This window comes from Methanoculleus sp. UBA303 (assembly GCA_002501655.1).
Lineage (GTDB): Archaea > Halobacteriota > Methanomicrobia > Methanomicrobiales > Methanoculleaceae > Methanoculleus.
Genome location: DANY01000017.1, coordinates 39,690 through 54,188, shown reverse-complemented (window position 1 = coordinate 54,188; position 14,499 = coordinate 39,690). Strand labels below are relative to the sequence as shown.

Genomic DNA, 14,499 nt, shown 5'->3' with positions numbered 1-14,499 from the left:
CTGACGCCGGTTTCCCGGGAGAAGGGGTGAGTGGGCCCGAATCCGGTTCTTCCCCGGGATCTCCCCGTGCACTGGACCGGGGTGGCTATCGCCCTGGGGGTGGGGCAGTACGTGGGGATACCGGGGACAAGCCGTCTCCCGGGAGGCAACCCCCCGGATAGCGTGAAAAAAGATCAATACACTCCTCCGGGGAGAGTGCCGGTAATTGGGAACCGTTGCACTAGCCGTGCCGCACAAGCCGGTGCGTCAGCGCGACGAGGGGATGGCGGGCGTAATCGAGCACCTTGATGTCGTCGAGCGTGGTGAGGTTGAGCGTCCGGGCGGTCCGCTCCATACCTAACTCGATATTCTCCCGGACCTCGATGATATAGGCGTCGAGGTTCGTGATCCCGAGCCTTTTAGCCGCGATCGCCCGGTGGTGCCCGTCGACCAGGATCCAGCGGCCTGGCCGCCTGACCACGATCAGGGGTTCGGCGAGCCCCTTCTTGATCTCGTACATCCGCCCTTCCAGTTCGTCCTCGTATATCTTTGACTGGGTGGGCAGGAGGTCGTTTATCGGGACCGAGCCCCGCCTCAGCGTCGGCTCGACCCCGTAGAGTTTCTTCAAGGTCTCGATGAACTTGAAGACCTTCTCCGGTGAGACGTGCTCGATCTGGGACCTGATGACATCGGCGTTCGATATGATCCCGATGAGTTCGTTCTTCTCATCGACGACCGGGAGTTTCTGGATGCCGGAACGGAAGATGACACGGGCTGCATCGTTCACGCTCATATCCGGGTCGGCAACGATGAGGTGGCGTGACATCACCTGCTCTATTGGTGTTGCCGGGTGGGCGAAGAGGAGGTCCCGTGCCGATATGTAACCTACTACTTCCTTTGAGTTCTCCACAACAGGAAATCCGTCGTGGTGTGTCTTTTTTATGGTTTCGATGACGTCGCGGACCGTCCCATGGGCGTTGACGGTGACGACGTCGTAGGTCATGTAGTCCTTGACCCTCTTTTTGTCCATTATGATAGTGTCACACTGGCTCGACATGAATTGTTCGGTCAGGATTGGTAAAGACATAAAAAAGGTTATTCAATGGGGATTGCGGTCCCGGTCTCGGTCGGCGCTTTCTTCAGCCTGACCTCGAGAACACCGTTCTTAAACGTTGCCGCCGAACTCTCCTCGGTCACCTCGGCGGGGAGCAGCACCGTGCGGCTCATCTGGCCGTAGACACGTTCCCGCATGAAGAAATCCCTGGTCTCCTCCGCGGTCTCGTCCGTCCGCCTGCTTACGATCTCCAGGTGCTGGGGGTCGATGAGCCGGACTGCGACGTTCTCTTTCTCAACGCCGGGGAGGTCGGCAACGACGATCACCTCGTCCTCGTGGTCCCGGACATCTACACGGAAATCGCGGACTGCCGGGACGACCCGGCCCCTGATCTCTTCTCCTCGTGCGCCGATTCCTCCGAGCATGGACTGGAACCTGCTCTCCATCTCGGCCATAAGGTCGTCAAAGTCCTGCCATATCGTGCGATACGGCCCTCGTTCAATCCTTGCCATCGTAATCACTCCTGTTTCTGGAATGGCCCCGGGGCGACCGGGTCGCCCTGGCTAACTTTAAGGTAGTGTTTCAATTATATAATTGTATCCAATCTAGCACCTTCTCCCGCACAGAACAATACTATTTTATTTTAACGAAAGACGATTGTACAACAATGAAACAGACTCAGCAGAAAACCTCGAAGAACGACGATAAGGCATGGATGAAATGGGCCTACGTGGGAGTCGCCCTGCTGGTTGCGGTGGCCATGGTGGGATCCTACCTGGCCCCGATGTTTGGGAGCGGCCAGAAGGCTCAGGTAGGGAATACGGCACAGATCGGCTACACCATCCGTGGCGAGGACGGGCGCCCTCTCGCCACGACCGACCAGAACCTCGTGTCGAGCGAATCCCAGAAGGGGAACCTCGTCCTCCTGACGAGAGGTCTGACGATCCCCGTCGGGAGCCAGGTCTCGGGCGAGAACGTCGCCGTCATACCGGTCGAATATCCTCCCGGATTCTCGGCCGTCGGCCTCCTCGGCTTTGAGACCAACGCCATCTCTCAGGGACTCATCGGGATGCGCCCCGGAGAGATGAAGGTCGTCGGGTTCTCCTACGGGGCAAACGACCTCGAGGCGAACCTGAGCCAGGAAGACGCCGACGGCATCGGCCTCAACTTCAGCGAGAGGGCGGTGGGCGACACGGTCATGCTCGGGCTGACGACATCACCGGATATCCCCATGGGTAATGAGACCAATGAGACCCCGGCACTGCGCATAGGGAAGGTTATAGCCAAGAATCCCGACTCCCTGGTCATCACGTACCGCTACGGCAGCGCCGAGGTCACGCTCAACAGCATAACGGGGTGACGGCACCCCACTGTTTTTTATAGTTTTCCCGCTTTCTGCCATATATGGCGGTAAAAGTGATGAACTTCTACCAGGAAGGGTGCATGGGGTGCGATGAGCAGGCCCCCATCCTTCGCGAGGTGGAGAAGGACCTCGGGATCGAGATCGAGGAGATCGATGCCGTTAAGAACCCGCAGTATATCAAAGAGTATAGCCTCCGGGTGACCCCTACAACCCTCGTCATCGAGGGCGACGAGGTCAGGGAGCGGATGGAAGGTCTCGCCCACCGCGAAGACCTCGAAGCTGCGATTCGCCGGCACCTGCCTCGACCCCTGCCCGGGTAAAGGTCGGGGCGGTGCCGGGAAGGCCCGGTGCAGCGATTTTTTCTATCTTGTGTCCGGAGTTACCCTGAAGGTGGAGTGGATCTGCTGGTTATCGACCTCGCCCGCGAACGTGCAGGGCGAAGTCCCGTTCCCCGAGAGAGGCCTTCTGCTGGTTGTGGAGTGTACGGGTGCCGGGGTGTGTGGCTTGCAACGGCCAGTGGGGGGAAGCATGCGCACCCGAAGGCTTGCGAATATCCCATATCCCGCTGCCCCGGGTTGGCGGGGATCACGGCCTCCTCTGGTAACGCCCATCGAGGTAGCCGTAAATCCTCTTTACCCGGCGGGCTACGGTCTTCCAGCCTTCTTTCCGTATGACCGGGCCGTCACGGAGTTTGATGTGTGATATCCGGATCCGCCGCCCGCCGAAGGTGTAGGCCTCCCCGACGACGAACTCATCTTCTCCCTCCGCAGCCTGGTAGAGCGGAAGGGTCGTGCGCCCGGTATGGATGGATGCCCTCACCACGACCTGTTCGATACCCCGGGTCCAGAGGGTCGTCACCGCCTCGGCCTCCGCCCGGCGGACTCGTTTCGCTCCGACCTCGATGCCGGTGACCTCGACCCCGAAGACCTCGTCTCCACACTCCGCGGCGATCTGGTCCCCGAGGCTCACGACCTCATCGGCGAGCATCTCCACGGTGCAGACCTGTGACTCCGTCTCATGGCTCACGATCGCCCTGATGGTGAGAATACAGGGTTCGGGGGGCTTTGGTGTCCGGTGGATCTGGCCGCACTCGCTACACTGTACCACCAGTTCGGCGGCTTCCCGGAGAATCTGGTGCTCACACTCCTCCTTACAGATGGGGCAGACGATACTAATCATTCATTAGCAATGGAGTCCCTTCCTAATTAAGTATGAAGGCGAGGGATATCGTGCGGGCGCGAGGGCACCCGCTGATCCAGGGAATCCATCCGACGACATTTGAGGTAACAAGGGACGAGACGCTGACGCTATCCGGTGACTGCATCATCGGCGTCGCTGCCGACAAAGGTGCCGCAGACCTCGACCCCGGCCTGAAAGCTGTGCTCTGCGACGACCGTGCGGTGCTCACGACCCGGCTCATCGCCGGCGGCCAGACCGTCGAAGTCAGATCGCGAGGAAGTGCGGCGCTTACCCTGGACCATCCTGCGGATCTCGTCTGGCGGCGAAGCGACTTCGTCTCGGACCGGACCGTGGGCATCCATGCCGATCGCGTCGCGGCCGGCCTCCCCCGGGAGTTTATCGAGGCGCTCCGGCGGGGGGAGGAACTGGTGGTCGAACTCGAGGCGGAGATCCCGGAGGGTTCCTGACCGGCGCCCGGGCGACACTCACCGGACGGTTCGCATCCCGTCCCGGATCTCTCCGAGCACCAGCAAGCCGATTGCAAGGAGCAGGACGACCGCGAAGAGCCCGATACTCAGGGCCAGCCCCGAGGAGATCGCCCCGAGGAGATCCAGGGCCGTAACGACGCCTACGACGAAGACAGTTATTATCGCCCCTGCTTTCTCGTCTACCATGATACCCTGTGCGCCGTTTGAGAGTATATTCGAACTGGGGGGACCTTCACGGTCACGGCTCCCTCCGAACGCATGAGAAACACCCCTTCGGCCGGTCTTGTGACCCGGGGGTGACACCGGGGATAGGTTTATGCACTCAAGGTGCGGGAGGCAGCTGAGGTATGCAACAGTTTAGCCCGGCGCTCGATGACCTCCTTGAACTGCTGGAGGCACTCGACCGCCATCTCCGCCCGCTCAGAGCCGGGGAAGGTGTGATCCCTGCAGGAGACCCGCTTCTCCTCAAGCCCCTTCTCGACGACCTCCACAGCCAGGCGGAGACACTGATCGCCGACATCCAGAGCATCGACGCCGGGTTCCGGCGATGCCGGAACCGACTTGCCCACCTCCCGGCCGGATACATCTGCACCGGGTCGGACGGGGTCATCCTGGAGGCGAACCGGGCGGCGGGTGCCCTGCTCGGCCTCGCCCCCGCCTGCCTGCAGGGGGTCCCCCTCCATGAGCACCTCCACCCCGGATCTCTCCCCGCCTTCCAGTCGGCGGTTGCGGCGCTCACGCGAGGCGAAGAGGTTCCGGTGCAGGAGTTCTCTCTCGCGAGGCACGACGGCAGCACGTTCCCGGCCACCGTGGCGGTCTCGGTCTCGCGCGACCCCGGTGGCCGGGTGGTCGAGTGCCTCTGGGCCATCTACGATATATCCGGACAGAAGAAGGTTGAAGAAGCCCTCCGGGAGAGCGAAGAGCGCTACCGGGAACTGACTGAAAACATCAGCGACGCCTTCCTTGCGCTCGACCGAAACAGCCGTATCATCTTCTGGAACGTGGCGGCTGCCCACCTCTCGGGTAGCCCTGAGGAGGAGGTCCTCGGGAAGAGCATATACGACGTCTTCCCGAACCTCCGGGACGAGGCGGTTATCGGGTTCTTTCGGGAGGTCCTGGAGACCGGCCGGGCCGGTGTGAGCGAATGCAGGTTTCGCCTTCCGGAGCGAGACCACACCGTTGAGGTGCGCGCCATCCCTACCCGTGACGGCATCTCTGTCTATCTCCAGGACATATCGGATCGCCGGAGGGCTGAAGAGGCCCTCCGGAAGAGCGAGGAGCAGTGCCGGACGGTCGTGGAGAGCCAGACCGAACTTATCTACCGCTGGCTCCCCGACGGCACCATCACTTTTGTGAACGACGCCTATTGCCGGTACATCGGTATACCGTGCGGGGACCTCCTCGGGCGGCGGTATACTCCCGCGGTTCCTGCCGACGACCTGGCCCGGATCCAGCGGAGCCTTTGCTCCCTCACTCCCGAACACCCCGTATCGACGGTCGAGCACCGGGTGGTCATGCCGGACGGCAGGGTCCGGTGGCAGCAGTGGACCAATACTGTGTTCTTCGACCGAGAGGGCTCCGTCGCCAAGTACCAGTCGGTGGGCCGGGACATCACCGATGCGCGGATGGCGGAGGAGGCGCTTCTCCTCGCGAACCGGAAACTCAACCTGCTCTCGGACGTGACCCGGCACGACATCTTAAACCGGCTCAACGTGCTCTCGGGGTACCTCGACCTCTCCCGTGAGCGGACGGGCGACCCGGAACTACTGCAGTATTACCAGAAGGAGGAAGAAGCCGTCCGGGACATCCGGCGCTACATGGCCTTCACCGGGGAGTACCGGGATGTCGGGATGGCCTCCCCTCTCTGGCAGAATGTATCGCAGATCGCCCACGAGGCGATGGTGGGGCTCGATATGGGAGAGGTTACCGTCGAGGTGCAGGCCGGTGATATCGAGGTGTATGCCGACCCCCTCATCGTCCGGGTCTTCACAAACCTCATCGACAACTCGCTCCAGCATGGTGGAGGCATCACCCGGATACGGATCTATCCCGAAGAGTCGGACCGGGGGATCAACGTCATCTACGAGGACGACGGCATCGGCATTCCCCATGCTGAAAAAGAGAATATATTCGAGCGGGGATTCGGGCGGCAGACCAGGTTCGGGCTCTTCCTTGCCCGGGAGATCCTCTCGATCACCGATCTTTCCCTGCGGGAGACCGGCGAGCCCGGGAAGGGTGTGCGGTTCGAGATCAGCGTCCCGCCGGGATTCTACCGGTTCATTGGTCCCGACCGAGTTCCGTGAGTTTCATCTCGGCTGTGGTGAGGAGGTCTTCGCACTGCTTTACGAGGAGCGCACCGCGCTCGTAGATGGCGATGCTCTCCTCAAGGCTTGTATCCCCGTCTTCTAGTCTCCGAACAATCCCCCGAAGTTCTTCCAGCATCTCTTCAAAGGTCTTCGTCATATGTAATCTCCTCAATGACGGCCCTGCACCGGCCGTCCTTCATCCGCAGCACCACCCGGTCGCCGGGCCGGAGGTCTCCGGCGCTTCTCGCGATCTCTCCGCCCGACTCGACGATACAGTAGCCCCGGTCCAGGATGGCGAGCGGGTTCTTCCCCGCGAGGCCCGCCCGGACCTCCGCGAGCGCCGAGCGTTTCCGCTGCACCCGGGCGAGAGCCGAGCGCCGGAGCAGGTCCTCGTGCTCGGCGAGGCGCTGCATCCGCTCGTGGACCCGGCGTTCGAGCCGCCGGGGGTGCATGCGCGCCCGCAGGTCCTCGACCTCGCTTCCCGCTGCGGCAAGCCGGTGGAGGAGGAGCGCTCCCATCCTCTCGCGGTGCCCGGAGAGTTCCCGGAGCACCTCCACACGGTCGGGCACGGCCCGTTCCGCCGCCGCCGACGGCGTCGGGGCCCGGAGGTCCGCGGCGAAGTCGCAGAGGGCGGTGTCCACCTCGTGACCGACGGCGCTGATCACCGGTGTCTGGCAGCGAGCGACCGCCCGGACGACGTCCGGGTGGTTGAAGGGGAAGAGGTCCTCGAAACTCCCTCCGCCGCGCCCGACGATGATCACATCCACGAGCCTGTCGATCCGCCGGATCGCCTCCGCGATCTCCGTGTGCGCCCCCTCGCCCTGGACGACCGTCGGGGAGAGGACCACCTCGGCCGGGTACCGCCGGGATATGACCGAGAGGATATCCTGCATTGCTGCGCCGGTCGAGGAGGTGACCACACCGATCCGGTGTGGAAAAGCAGGCAGAGGCCGTCTCCGCTCAGGGGCGAAGAGCCCCTCGGCGTCGAGTTCCTGTTTCCAGCGCTCGACCATGAGATGGCGCTCGCCGAGGCCCGCCGGGTGCATCTCCCGGACAATCAACTGGTACCTGCCGTGAGGCTCGTAGACCTCCACAGACCCCCGGGCAAGGATATCCATGCCGTCTTTGGGCGTAAAACCGAGCCCTGACGCGTAGGTGCGCCACATGACGCAGTTGATCAGAGCAGAACTCCTCCCGTTGCGCTCGCCGAGCGAGAAGTAGCGGTGACCGGAGGTGTGGTCCTTGTAGTTGGTCACCTCCCCCCGCACCCAGATCTCGTGCAGGCGGGCATCGTCGAGGAGATCGCAGATGAGTCCGGAGACCTCCGAAACCCTGAGGATCGGGGTGCCGAACCGGTCCGGACCGGCGGAAGGACCGCAGAACATCATCACAATCTATTAGACCAATGGTTTATATCAAGTAGTATTATGGGTCGTTTCGCTGTCTCGACTATGTTCTTCCACGAGTACCCGTGCGATCAGATCTTCGACTACGTTGCCGAGTCCGGCCTCGACGGCCTCGAGTTCTGGGTCGAGACGCCGCACTTCTGGCTTCGCGGCCGCCCGGAGGATGAACTCGCCGGATGTATTGCCGACCACCCGGAACTCTCCCCGATCACCGTCCACGCCCCGACACTGGACTTAAACCCCTGCTCCATCAACCCGAAGGTCGCCGAGTTGTCGGTCGACTACACCGTCGAAGCGATTCAGATGGCGGACCGGATGGGCGCCGCTGTGGTCACCGTCCATCCCGGGAGAAGGACGGCGAAACGGCACCCGAGCGCCTACGACTTCCGGCGGTTTGAAGATTACATCAACCGGATCCGGGAGGTCGCAGAGAAGGTGCAGGTGAAGGTGGCGATCGAGAACCTCGAACCCCGGGTCAACGCCCTGCTCTATACGGCGGAGGATGCGGCCGAAGTGCTCGAACGGGAACCCTGGCTCTGGTTCACGCTGGATATGGGACACGCCATGATAACATCCTGTGACGAGGTGCTCCGGTTCATCGACCTCTGCATAGAGCGGATGGCAAACGTCCACGTCAGTGCGCTCGGCGGGAACGGGCGGCCCCACCACCCCATCCATAACGACCCGTCCGCGACGCGGGTACTTGCCGAACTTGCCGACCGGGGCTATGACGGCTACCTCACCCTGGAACTCGAGGATATGGTCTTTCCGGAGGCGCTCTCATCCGAAGAGAAGGTTGTGCTCCTGGTACGGGAATTGGAGGCGCTAGAGATGATATTCCCCTGAAGCGCTGGGTTTATAACTCCTGCCTGCAACATAATTCATATCCAACAATTAATCCGATATCAGATGCGGCCGCTGGATGCGGCGTGGAGTAAATGGTAATCGTAGACCTTGTAACCATAGAGATCGTATTATTTCTTATCTGTCTGCTTCTCTCGGGCTTCTTCTCAAGTTCGGAGGTCGCCCTTATATCGATAACCCGGGCGAAAGTCCGCGCACTCTTGAACCAGGGTCGGAAAGGAGCAGAAGCGCTCGATACGCTGAAGCGGTCGACCGACACAATCCTGATCACCATCCTCATCGGGAACAACATTGCAAACGTTGCCGCAGCATCGCTCGCGACCGCGATCGCCATCGGTATCTACGGCGACGTCGGTATCGGGATAGCGACCTTTTTCACGGTCATCCTTATGCTGGTGTTCGGCGAGATCGGGCCGAAGATGTACGCCTCCCGGAACACCGAAGACCTCGCGCTCCGTGTCGCCCTGCCCATCCTCTACCTCTCGAAGGCGATCTACCCTGTGCTCTGGGTCTCAGACCATATCAGGCAGCAGTTCGCTTTCAGGCCCGGCGTGGCCGAGCCGGTCGTCACAGAAGATGAGATCAAGGAGTGGATCGATGTCGGGGAGGAGGAGGGGACCATCGAGGAGCAGGAGCGGGATATGCTCTACTCCGTGCTGCGTTTCGGCGATACGACGGTCCGCGAGGTGATGACGCCCCGGATAGATGTCGTTATGATCGAGGATACCAGCACGCTCGAGAATGCTCTCTCCATCTTCAACGATACTGGTTTCTCCCGGATCCCTGTTTACCACGAGCAGATCGACAACGTCATCGGGCTCTTAAACATCAAGGACATCTTTGCGGCGGTCTTCCGCCAGCAGATGAGCGCGATGATCAGGGATATGATGTACGAGCCCTACTTCGTCCCCGAGAGCAAGAAGATCGACGAGCTCCTCAAGGAACTCCAAGTGAAGAAGCAGCATATGGCGGTCGTCCTCGACGAGTACGGGTCGTTTGCCGGAATCGTGACGGTCGAAGATATGCTCGAAGAACTGGTCGGCGAGATCATGGACGAGTTCGATGAGGAGGAGCCTGAGGTGCAACGGATCGATGAGGGTGTCTTCCTGGTCGACGCACGGGCGTGGGTGGAGCACCTCAACGAGGATCTGGATCTCAACCTCCCGCTGATGGATTCATATGAGAGCATCGGCGGCCTCGTTATCGACCGGCTGGGGCACATCCCCCGCCGCGGCGAGGTGGTCAAGATTGAGGAGAGCGGCATCATGCTGGTGGTGATGCAGATGCGGGGCCGGCGGATTGTCAAGGTGAAACTGATCGTCGCCCCTCAAACCGGGTCGGGGGAGGCCCGGTAACGGAGTCAGGAGAACGGTACGTATGGATCCAGAGAGACCAGTTTGCAGGAAACGGATAGCAATGCTTGCCTCAGGCAGAGGATCGAACTTTCAGGCGGTGATCGATGCCATCGCGGCCGGGGAGATCCCGGCGATCTGCGTCGGCCTCGTCACCGACAACCCGCAGGCGTACGCGATAGAGCGGGCCCGGGTCGCCGGTATCCCGGTGACGGTCGTCGAGTATGCGCGGTTCCCCTCGAAGGCTGCCTATGAGGAAGCGCTGCTTGCGGCGATGCGGGGCTGCCGCGCGGACCTCTTCGTCCTCGCCGGCTACATGCGGATCCTCGGGCACGCGATCGTGCATGAGTTCTCGGGCCGGATGATGAACATCCACCCCGCCCTGCTTCCGTCATTTACCGGCCTGCACGCGCAAAGGCAGGCGGTCGAGTGCGGCGTGAAGGTCTCAGGCTGCACCGTCCACCTCGTGGATGAGGGGATGGATACCGGCCCTATCGTCGTCCAGCGGTGCGTGCCGGTTCTCCCGGACGACGACGAATCGGCGCTCGCCGACCGGATCCTCACCGAGGAGCACAAAGCCCTGCCGCTCGCCGTGAAACTCTTCTGCGAGGACCGTCTGGAGGTCGCCGGCCGGCGGGTGCGGGTCCGCTGACGTCGGGCATCAAATCCTTATATATTCTCCCGCCTCCAACCTCAAAACCCACCAATCGGTGAAACGGATCGGATCATGGCAGATACTACACGAAAATCAGGCTCCCGAAGGCTCGCCCGCGAGAGGATCTCTATCCTTTTTGCGCGTGCTGCAGAGTTCTACCCGGCAAACCCTGAATGGAGTAACCGTTGCGTGGAACTGGCGCGAAGGATCGGTATGCGTCACCGGATACGGATGGAACGGCCGCTGAAACGCCGGTTCTGCCGCCGGTGCAGCGTCTATCTGGTCCCGGGGTCGAACGCCCGGGTCAGGATCCAGCGGGGGCGCGTGATCATCACCTGTCTTGCCTGTGGGCACCGGTCACGGTATCCGGTCGGGAGGCCTCAACCATGAGTAAAGAGTCGTTTCAGGACCTCAAGCCTACCATCTGGGTAGGGAAGCGAGGCATCACAAGTGTCATGATCGATGAGATCCGGCGCCAGCTCAAAGACCGCAAGGTCATAAAGGTCAGGTGGCTCCGGAACACCGAAGTCGATCCCGAGGAGATAGCGTCATCGGCCGGTGCGGTTCTCCTTGAGGTCCGGGGGAGGACGTTCGTCCTCACGGAGCGGCGGAGCCGATCGACCGGCCGTGATTCTCGAAATATATAAAACGTCACTGGACGAATATGTAAAGACTGTTAGCGATAGTGAGGTTCATCTATGACGACTGTATACGACATTCCTGCCGATATGTTTATCCGGCAGGTAGCAGAAGAACTCAAGAAAAACCCGCAGATCCAGCCCCCTGACTGGGCTGCTTTTGCAAAGACGGGGGTACACAAAGAGATGCCTCCCGAGAATAGCGACTGGTGGTATGTGCGTGCGGCGTCGGTCTTCCGGCGTGTCTACACCGACGGTCCGGTCGGGATCCAGAGAATGCGCTCTATCTACGGCGGCAAGCGTAACCGGGGCCCGGCTCCCTCCCAGTTCAGGCGGGGAAGCGGTTCGATCATCCGGAAAATCTTCCAGCAGCTCGAAGCGGCCGGGTACGTCTCCCACACGAGCGGAGGGCGCACGGTCACCGCGGCCGGCAGGTCTTTCCTCGACAACGTTGCAAACGGTCTGAAGGCTCAGGCTACCGGGATTGTGCCGGGACTTACGAAGTACTGATCTGATGGAGGTATGACTGATGGTAGATGACGAACTCGCGGAACTTCGCCGCCGGAAGATGGAACAGCAGTTGCAACGGCAGGCGATGAATCAGCAGGCGATGGAAGATGAGGCGGAACGCCAGCGGCAGATCGACTCGCAGGTTCGCGTCGCGCTCATGGAGATCCTCGAACCTGAAGCGAGGGAGAGGCTCAATACCATCAAGTTGACCCGGCCGGATTTTGCGAAAGCGGTCGAGCAGCAACTGGTGATGCTGGCCCAGAGCGGCAGGGTCCGGCAGCGGATCACTGATGATCAGTTAAAAGGTCTGCTTACGCAGTTGACGCCGTCAAAGAAAGAATTCAGGATTACGCGGAAGTAATGGAAGCAGGTGTGCTCTTCTCGGGAGGGAAAGATAGCGCGCTGGCGGCGATACTGCTTGCGCGCGACTACGGCGTGGAATTGAATACCTGTGTATTCGATCCAGACCGCGAGGTTCCGGCGGTTCGAGCTGCAGCAGCTGCTCTGAACCTCCCTTTCCGCAGAAGGGTGCTTGGGAAAGGTCTGCTCGATGAGGCTGTCGATCTGCTTCTTTCGTGCGGCTACCCAAACGATGCAATCACCCTGGTCCATCAGACGGCGATCGAGACCCTCTCCCGTGAGTATGCGGTAGTCGGCGACGGCACCCGCCGGGAAGATCGGGTTCCCCGAATCGAGCGGTCCGCGGTGCAACACCTGGAGATGACCTCCGGCTGCTCCTATGTCCGGCCGCTCCTCGGCTATGGAAAATCGGAGGTGGAACGCCTCGCCGGACGGCTGCTTGTAGTGCGGTACGGGGAGACGGGCGTCATCGGGAACGGTGACTATGAAGAGGAGATCCGCCGGGCTATCCGCGCCCGCGGTATCGATCCGGCGTCGTTCTTCCCCTCCGGCCACCAGCAGTCGCTGGTGGTCGGCAGGAGGGAGACCTGAAGAACGCGAGAGTGAGAACTATGAGTAAGTTAATGAAGGGCCGGAAGATCCGGCTGGCAAAGGCATGCGAGCAGAACCGCCGCGTGCCGGCATGGGTGATGATCAGGACCAACCGTGCAGTCTCGTCGCATCCGAAGCGGCGTAACTGGAGACGGAGTACCTTAAAGGTGTAAGGATTATGGCAGAGGCATTAAAGGAGCATATCTATATCATTCCTCTCCGTGAGGTGAAGCGTTCACCCCGGTGGAAGAGGGGCAACACCGCCATCAAAGACATCCGGGCGTTCCTCGGGCGGCACATGAAGAGCGAGGATGTCAAACTGGATAAGAGCATCAATGAGAAGGTCTGGGAGAACGGTAGCGGAAAGCCCCCGCGAAAGATTCGCGTCCGCGCGATGAAGTTCGAGGACGGGCAGGTCCAGGCCGAGCTCGCTGAGGAGTGAAATGACAGGGACGATCGATCTCACCGGCGATCCGAACATCGGTGTCTATGCCCGTGTATTTGAGGATATAGCGGTCGTATACCCCGGGGCTCCCGAGGAGTTCATCGAGGCTCTCACACGAGAACTCGATGTCGATATCGTGACCACCTTTATACAGGGGAGTAGCATCATCGGCTCGCTTGTTGCGGGAAACAGCCAGGGCCTGGTCGTCAGCGGTCTCGCTGCAGACGACGAGCTGGCGGCCCTCAGGGAGTACCGTGATGTCCTCCTGCTCGAGGGTTCCATGAACGCGGCGGGCAACGTTATTCTCGCCAATGACTACGTTGCTGCCGTCCATCCCGATATGGAGATCGATGTCGCCGAAGAGATCGGTTCGTTCCTGGGTGTGCCGGTGATCCGGCTCTCGCTCGGAGGCATCAAGACCGTCGGCATGGCCGGGTATGCCACGAACAAAGGTATTCTCGTCCACCCGCGGGCCAATGATACGGAGATCGCCGCCCTTGAGCGGGTGCTCGACCTCCCGATCGGCCTTGGTTCGGTCAACATGGGAAGCGGTCTCATAGGAACCGGGCTTCTTGCGAACAGCAAGGGGTATATCGCAGGGTCCGTTACGAGCGGGTTTGAACTGGGACGAATTGAAGAAGTCTTTGGGTTTTTGGAGTGAATTAGTCATGGAGAACCAGACGTTTGAAGTTGTGGGCGCGTGCAAGATCAACAACGAGTGGAAACCATACCGGAAGGTCATCGGAGCTCCGAACGAGAACCAGGCCAGAGAGAGGGTTTTCGCGGATATCGGGAGCAAACACCGCCTGAAGAGAAGTTATATCACCATCGAGACGGTTAACGTAGTAGCTGGTGAATGACGTGGACCGGGCAGATCCTCGCGAGATACAGACCCTCCAGATGTACTTAAACGAGTACGGGCAGCAGATAGAACTCCTGACGCAGCAGCTCGGGATGATCGAGCAGCAGCGCCTCGAATCCGCCGCTGCTATCGAATCGATCCGGGCCATCCAGGAGAGTGGGGACGGTATCGTCCTTCTCCCCGTCGGGGGCGGCGCTCTTCTCCGGGTGAAGGTGCTCGACGCCGGTCATGTCCTCGTGAACATCGGGGCTGACGTCTCTGTCGAACGGGCCAGTGCGGATGCGGTGGAGTATCTAGAGGATCGGATAACTGAACTTGAGGCGCTGGGGAAGAAAGTCGCAGGTTCAGTCGAGCAGTTGCAGGGGCAGGCAACGGAGATCTCCCGCCGTCTTGAGGCGGCCTATCGGGGGGCCCGGCAGGCTCAGGCAGGCCAGGGCGGAATCTGAT

The 14,499-nt window shown here is 61.1% G+C and carries 23 protein-coding genes; 17 read left to right on the top strand and 6 right to left on the bottom strand.

What is annotated here, in order from left to right:
* Positions 1-220: 220 nt before the first annotated feature.
* Positions 221-1,009 carry a CBS domain-containing ParB/RepB/Spo0J family partition protein gene (locus BP846_RS03805; protein ID WP_292392724.1) on the bottom strand — a complete coding sequence of 263 codons (789 nt, stop codon included), beginning with the start codon at positions 1,007-1,009 and terminating at the stop codon, positions 221-223.
* Positions 1,010-1,074: 65 nt separating this feature from the next.
* Complete coding sequence (locus BP846_RS03800) at positions 1,075-1,545, bottom strand: Hsp20/alpha crystallin family protein (protein WP_292392721.1); 471 nt, start codon at positions 1,543-1,545, stop codon at positions 1,075-1,077.
* Between the two features lie 155 nt (positions 1,546-1,700).
* Between BP846_RS03800 and BP846_RS03795 the strand changes: the two genes are divergently transcribed.
* The gene (locus tag BP846_RS03795; RefSeq protein WP_292392720.1) at positions 1,701-2,393 is read left to right on the top strand and encodes a hypothetical protein; all 693 of its coding nucleotides are present in this window, start codon (positions 1,701-1,703) and stop codon (positions 2,391-2,393) included.
* A 44-nt stretch (positions 2,394-2,437) separates the two neighbouring features.
* Positions 2,438-2,716: a thioredoxin family protein gene (locus BP846_RS03790; protein WP_292392719.1), complete on the top strand. Its 279-nt coding sequence runs from the start codon at positions 2,438-2,440 to the stop codon at positions 2,714-2,716.
* Between the two features lie 265 nt (positions 2,717-2,981).
* Here the strand turns inward: BP846_RS03790 and BP846_RS03785 are convergent, their stop codons facing one another.
* Positions 2,982-3,575, bottom strand: coding sequence for an HVO_0476 family zinc finger protein (locus BP846_RS03785; RefSeq protein WP_292392718.1), 594 nt, complete (start codon positions 3,573-3,575; stop codon positions 2,982-2,984).
* A 32-nt stretch (positions 3,576-3,607) separates the two neighbouring features.
* On the opposite strand from BP846_RS03785, the gene BP846_RS03780 reads away from it, so the two are divergent.
* Positions 3,608-4,042, top strand: coding sequence for a DUF371 domain-containing protein (locus tag BP846_RS03780; RefSeq protein WP_292392717.1), 435 nt, complete (start codon positions 3,608-3,610; stop codon positions 4,040-4,042).
* An 18-nt stretch (positions 4,043-4,060) separates the two neighbouring features.
* Here the strand turns inward: BP846_RS03780 and BP846_RS03775 are convergent, their stop codons facing one another.
* Positions 4,061-4,249 (bottom strand): hypothetical protein, encoded by a 189-nt coding sequence (locus tag BP846_RS03775; protein ID WP_292392716.1) that lies wholly within the window; start codon positions 4,247-4,249, stop codon positions 4,061-4,063.
* 161 nt (positions 4,250-4,410) lie between these two features.
* On the opposite strand from BP846_RS03775, the gene BP846_RS03770 reads away from it, so the two are divergent.
* Positions 4,411-6,366, top strand: a complete 1,956-nt coding sequence (locus BP846_RS03770; protein ID WP_292392715.1) for a PAS domain S-box protein — start codon at positions 4,411-4,413, stop codon at positions 6,364-6,366.
* On the opposite strand, the gene xseB is transcribed toward BP846_RS03770, so the two are convergent.
* Together xseB and xseA are read right to left on the bottom strand one after the other, a co-directional pair.
* Positions 6,341-6,526, bottom strand: a complete 186-nt coding sequence (xseB, locus tag BP846_RS03765; RefSeq protein WP_292392714.1) for an exodeoxyribonuclease VII small subunit — start codon at positions 6,524-6,526, stop codon at positions 6,341-6,343. The two genes, BP846_RS03770 and xseB, sit on opposite strands and share 26 nt — an antisense overlap.
* Positions 6,510-7,757 carry an exodeoxyribonuclease VII large subunit gene (gene xseA / locus BP846_RS03760; RefSeq protein ID WP_292392713.1) on the bottom strand — a complete coding sequence of 416 codons (1,248 nt, stop codon included), beginning with the start codon at positions 7,755-7,757 and terminating at the stop codon, positions 6,510-6,512. The genes xseB and xseA overlap by 17 nt, the downstream gene beginning before the upstream one ends.
* 39 nt (positions 7,758-7,796) lie before the next feature.
* Here xseA and BP846_RS03755 point away from each other — a divergent pair, with 39 nt between their 5' ends.
* The 13 genes from BP846_RS03755 to pfdA all read left to right on the top strand — a co-directional run bounded on the left by BP846_RS03755 (position 7,797) and on the right by pfdA (position 14,498).
* Positions 7,797-8,621 (top strand): sugar phosphate isomerase/epimerase family protein, encoded by an 825-nt coding sequence (locus BP846_RS03755; protein WP_292392712.1) that lies wholly within the window; start codon positions 7,797-7,799, stop codon positions 8,619-8,621.
* A 92-nt stretch (positions 8,622-8,713) separates the two neighbouring features.
* Complete coding sequence (locus BP846_RS03750) at positions 8,714-9,994, top strand: hemolysin family protein (protein ID WP_292392711.1); 1,281 nt, start codon at positions 8,714-8,716, stop codon at positions 9,992-9,994.
* 22 nt (positions 9,995-10,016) lie between these two features.
* Positions 10,017-10,643, top strand: coding sequence for a phosphoribosylglycinamide formyltransferase (purN, locus tag BP846_RS03745; protein ID WP_292392710.1), 627 nt, complete (start codon positions 10,017-10,019; stop codon positions 10,641-10,643).
* A 75-nt stretch (positions 10,644-10,718) separates the two neighbouring features.
* Positions 10,719-11,036: a ribonuclease P protein component 4 gene (locus BP846_RS03740; protein WP_292392709.1), complete on the top strand. Its 318-nt coding sequence runs from the start codon at positions 10,719-10,721 to the stop codon at positions 11,034-11,036.
* Positions 11,033-11,293 carry a YhbY family RNA-binding protein gene (locus tag BP846_RS03735; protein WP_292392708.1) on the top strand — a complete coding sequence of 87 codons (261 nt, stop codon included), beginning with the start codon at positions 11,033-11,035 and terminating at the stop codon, positions 11,291-11,293. The genes BP846_RS03740 and BP846_RS03735 overlap by 4 nt, the downstream gene beginning before the upstream one ends.
* Before the next feature lie 51 nt (positions 11,294-11,344).
* On the top strand, positions 11,345-11,794 hold the full coding sequence (locus BP846_RS03730; protein ID WP_292392707.1) for a 30S ribosomal protein S19e: 450 nt from the start codon (positions 11,345-11,347) through the stop codon (positions 11,792-11,794).
* 19 nt (positions 11,795-11,813) lie between these two features.
* Positions 11,814-12,155, top strand: coding sequence for a DNA-binding protein (locus BP846_RS03725; protein ID WP_292392706.1), 342 nt, complete (start codon positions 11,814-11,816; stop codon positions 12,153-12,155).
* Positions 12,155-12,745: a DUF7411 family protein gene (locus BP846_RS03720; RefSeq protein ID WP_292392705.1), complete on the top strand. Its 591-nt coding sequence runs from the start codon at positions 12,155-12,157 to the stop codon at positions 12,743-12,745. The genes BP846_RS03725 and BP846_RS03720 overlap by 1 nt, the downstream gene beginning before the upstream one ends.
* A gap of 20 nt (positions 12,746-12,765) precedes the next feature.
* Entirely contained in the window at positions 12,766-12,918 is a 153-nt protein-coding gene (locus BP846_RS03715) for a 50S ribosomal protein L39e (protein ID WP_292392704.1), read from the top strand.
* Between the two features lie 5 nt (positions 12,919-12,923).
* Positions 12,924-13,187: a 50S ribosomal protein L31e gene (locus BP846_RS03710; RefSeq protein WP_292392703.1), complete on the top strand. Its 264-nt coding sequence runs from the start codon at positions 12,924-12,926 to the stop codon at positions 13,185-13,187.
* A gap of 1 nt (position 13,188) precedes the next feature.
* Positions 13,189-13,851 carry a translation initiation factor IF-6 gene (locus tag BP846_RS03705; protein ID WP_292392702.1) on the top strand — a complete coding sequence of 221 codons (663 nt, stop codon included), beginning with the start codon at positions 13,189-13,191 and terminating at the stop codon, positions 13,849-13,851.
* A 7-nt stretch (positions 13,852-13,858) separates the two neighbouring features.
* On the top strand, positions 13,859-14,050 hold the full coding sequence (rpl18a, locus tag BP846_RS03700; protein ID WP_292392701.1) for a 50S ribosomal protein L18Ae: 192 nt from the start codon (positions 13,859-13,861) through the stop codon (positions 14,048-14,050).
* Positions 14,043-14,498 (top strand): prefoldin subunit alpha, encoded by a 456-nt coding sequence (pfdA, locus tag BP846_RS03695; RefSeq protein WP_394339955.1) that lies wholly within the window; start codon positions 14,043-14,045, stop codon positions 14,496-14,498. The genes rpl18a and pfdA overlap by 8 nt, the downstream gene beginning before the upstream one ends.
* Position 14,499 lies beyond the last annotated feature (1 nt).

Excerpts from the sequence above, each read along its gene's own strand:
- BP846_RS03730 (WP_292392707.1), top strand. The coding sequence starts at position 11,345 with ATGACGACTGTATACGACATTCCTGCCGATATGTTTATCCGGCAGGTA.
- BP846_RS03735 (WP_292392708.1), top strand. The coding sequence starts at position 11,033 with ATGAGTAAAGAGTCGTTTCAGGACCTCAAGCCTACCATCTGGGTAGGG.
- BP846_RS03740 (WP_292392709.1), top strand. The coding sequence starts at position 10,719 with ATGGCAGATACTACACGAAAATCAGGCTCCCGAAGGCTCGCCCGCGAG.
- BP846_RS03720 (WP_292392705.1), top strand. The coding sequence starts at position 12,155 with ATGGAAGCAGGTGTGCTCTTCTCGGGAGGGAAAGATAGCGCGCTGGCG.
- BP846_RS03780 (WP_292392717.1), top strand. The coding sequence starts at position 3,608 with ATGAAGGCGAGGGATATCGTGCGGGCGCGAGGGCACCCGCTGATCCAG.
- BP846_RS03750 (WP_292392711.1), top strand. The coding sequence starts at position 8,714 with ATGGTAATCGTAGACCTTGTAACCATAGAGATCGTATTATTTCTTATC.
- BP846_RS03770 (WP_292392715.1), top strand. The coding sequence starts at position 4,411 with ATGCAACAGTTTAGCCCGGCGCTCGATGACCTCCTTGAACTGCTGGAG.
- BP846_RS03790 (WP_292392719.1), top strand. The coding sequence starts at position 2,438 with ATGGCGGTAAAAGTGATGAACTTCTACCAGGAAGGGTGCATGGGGTGC.
- BP846_RS03715 (WP_292392704.1), top strand. The coding sequence starts at position 12,766 with ATGAGTAAGTTAATGAAGGGCCGGAAGATCCGGCTGGCAAAGGCATGC.
- BP846_RS03710 (WP_292392703.1), top strand. The coding sequence starts at position 12,924 with ATGGCAGAGGCATTAAAGGAGCATATCTATATCATTCCTCTCCGTGAG.
- BP846_RS03775 (WP_292392716.1), bottom strand. The coding sequence starts at position 4,249 with ATGGTAGACGAGAAAGCAGGGGCGATAATAACTGTCTTCGTCGTAGGC.
- BP846_RS03800 (WP_292392721.1), bottom strand. The coding sequence starts at position 1,545 with ATGGCAAGGATTGAACGAGGGCCGTATCGCACGATATGGCAGGACTTT.
- purN (WP_292392710.1), top strand. The coding sequence starts at position 10,017 with ATGGATCCAGAGAGACCAGTTTGCAGGAAACGGATAGCAATGCTTGCC.
- BP846_RS03805 (WP_292392724.1), bottom strand. The coding sequence starts at position 1,009 with ATGGACAAAAAGAGGGTCAAGGACTACATGACCTACGACGTCGTCACC.
- BP846_RS03705 (WP_292392702.1), top strand. The coding sequence starts at position 13,189 with ATGACAGGGACGATCGATCTCACCGGCGATCCGAACATCGGTGTCTAT.
- BP846_RS03755 (WP_292392712.1), top strand. The coding sequence starts at position 7,797 with ATGGGTCGTTTCGCTGTCTCGACTATGTTCTTCCACGAGTACCCGTGC.
- xseA (WP_292392713.1), bottom strand. The coding sequence starts at position 7,757 with ATGATGTTCTGCGGTCCTTCCGCCGGTCCGGACCGGTTCGGCACCCCG.
- BP846_RS03725 (WP_292392706.1), top strand. The coding sequence starts at position 11,814 with ATGGTAGATGACGAACTCGCGGAACTTCGCCGCCGGAAGATGGAACAG.
- BP846_RS03785 (WP_292392718.1), bottom strand. The coding sequence starts at position 3,575 with ATGATTAGTATCGTCTGCCCCATCTGTAAGGAGGAGTGTGAGCACCAG.
- xseB (WP_292392714.1), bottom strand. The coding sequence starts at position 6,526 with ATGACGAAGACCTTTGAAGAGATGCTGGAAGAACTTCGGGGGATTGTT.
- rpl18a (WP_292392701.1), top strand. The coding sequence starts at position 13,859 with ATGGAGAACCAGACGTTTGAAGTTGTGGGCGCGTGCAAGATCAACAAC.
- BP846_RS03795 (WP_292392720.1), top strand. The coding sequence starts at position 1,701 with ATGAAACAGACTCAGCAGAAAACCTCGAAGAACGACGATAAGGCATGG.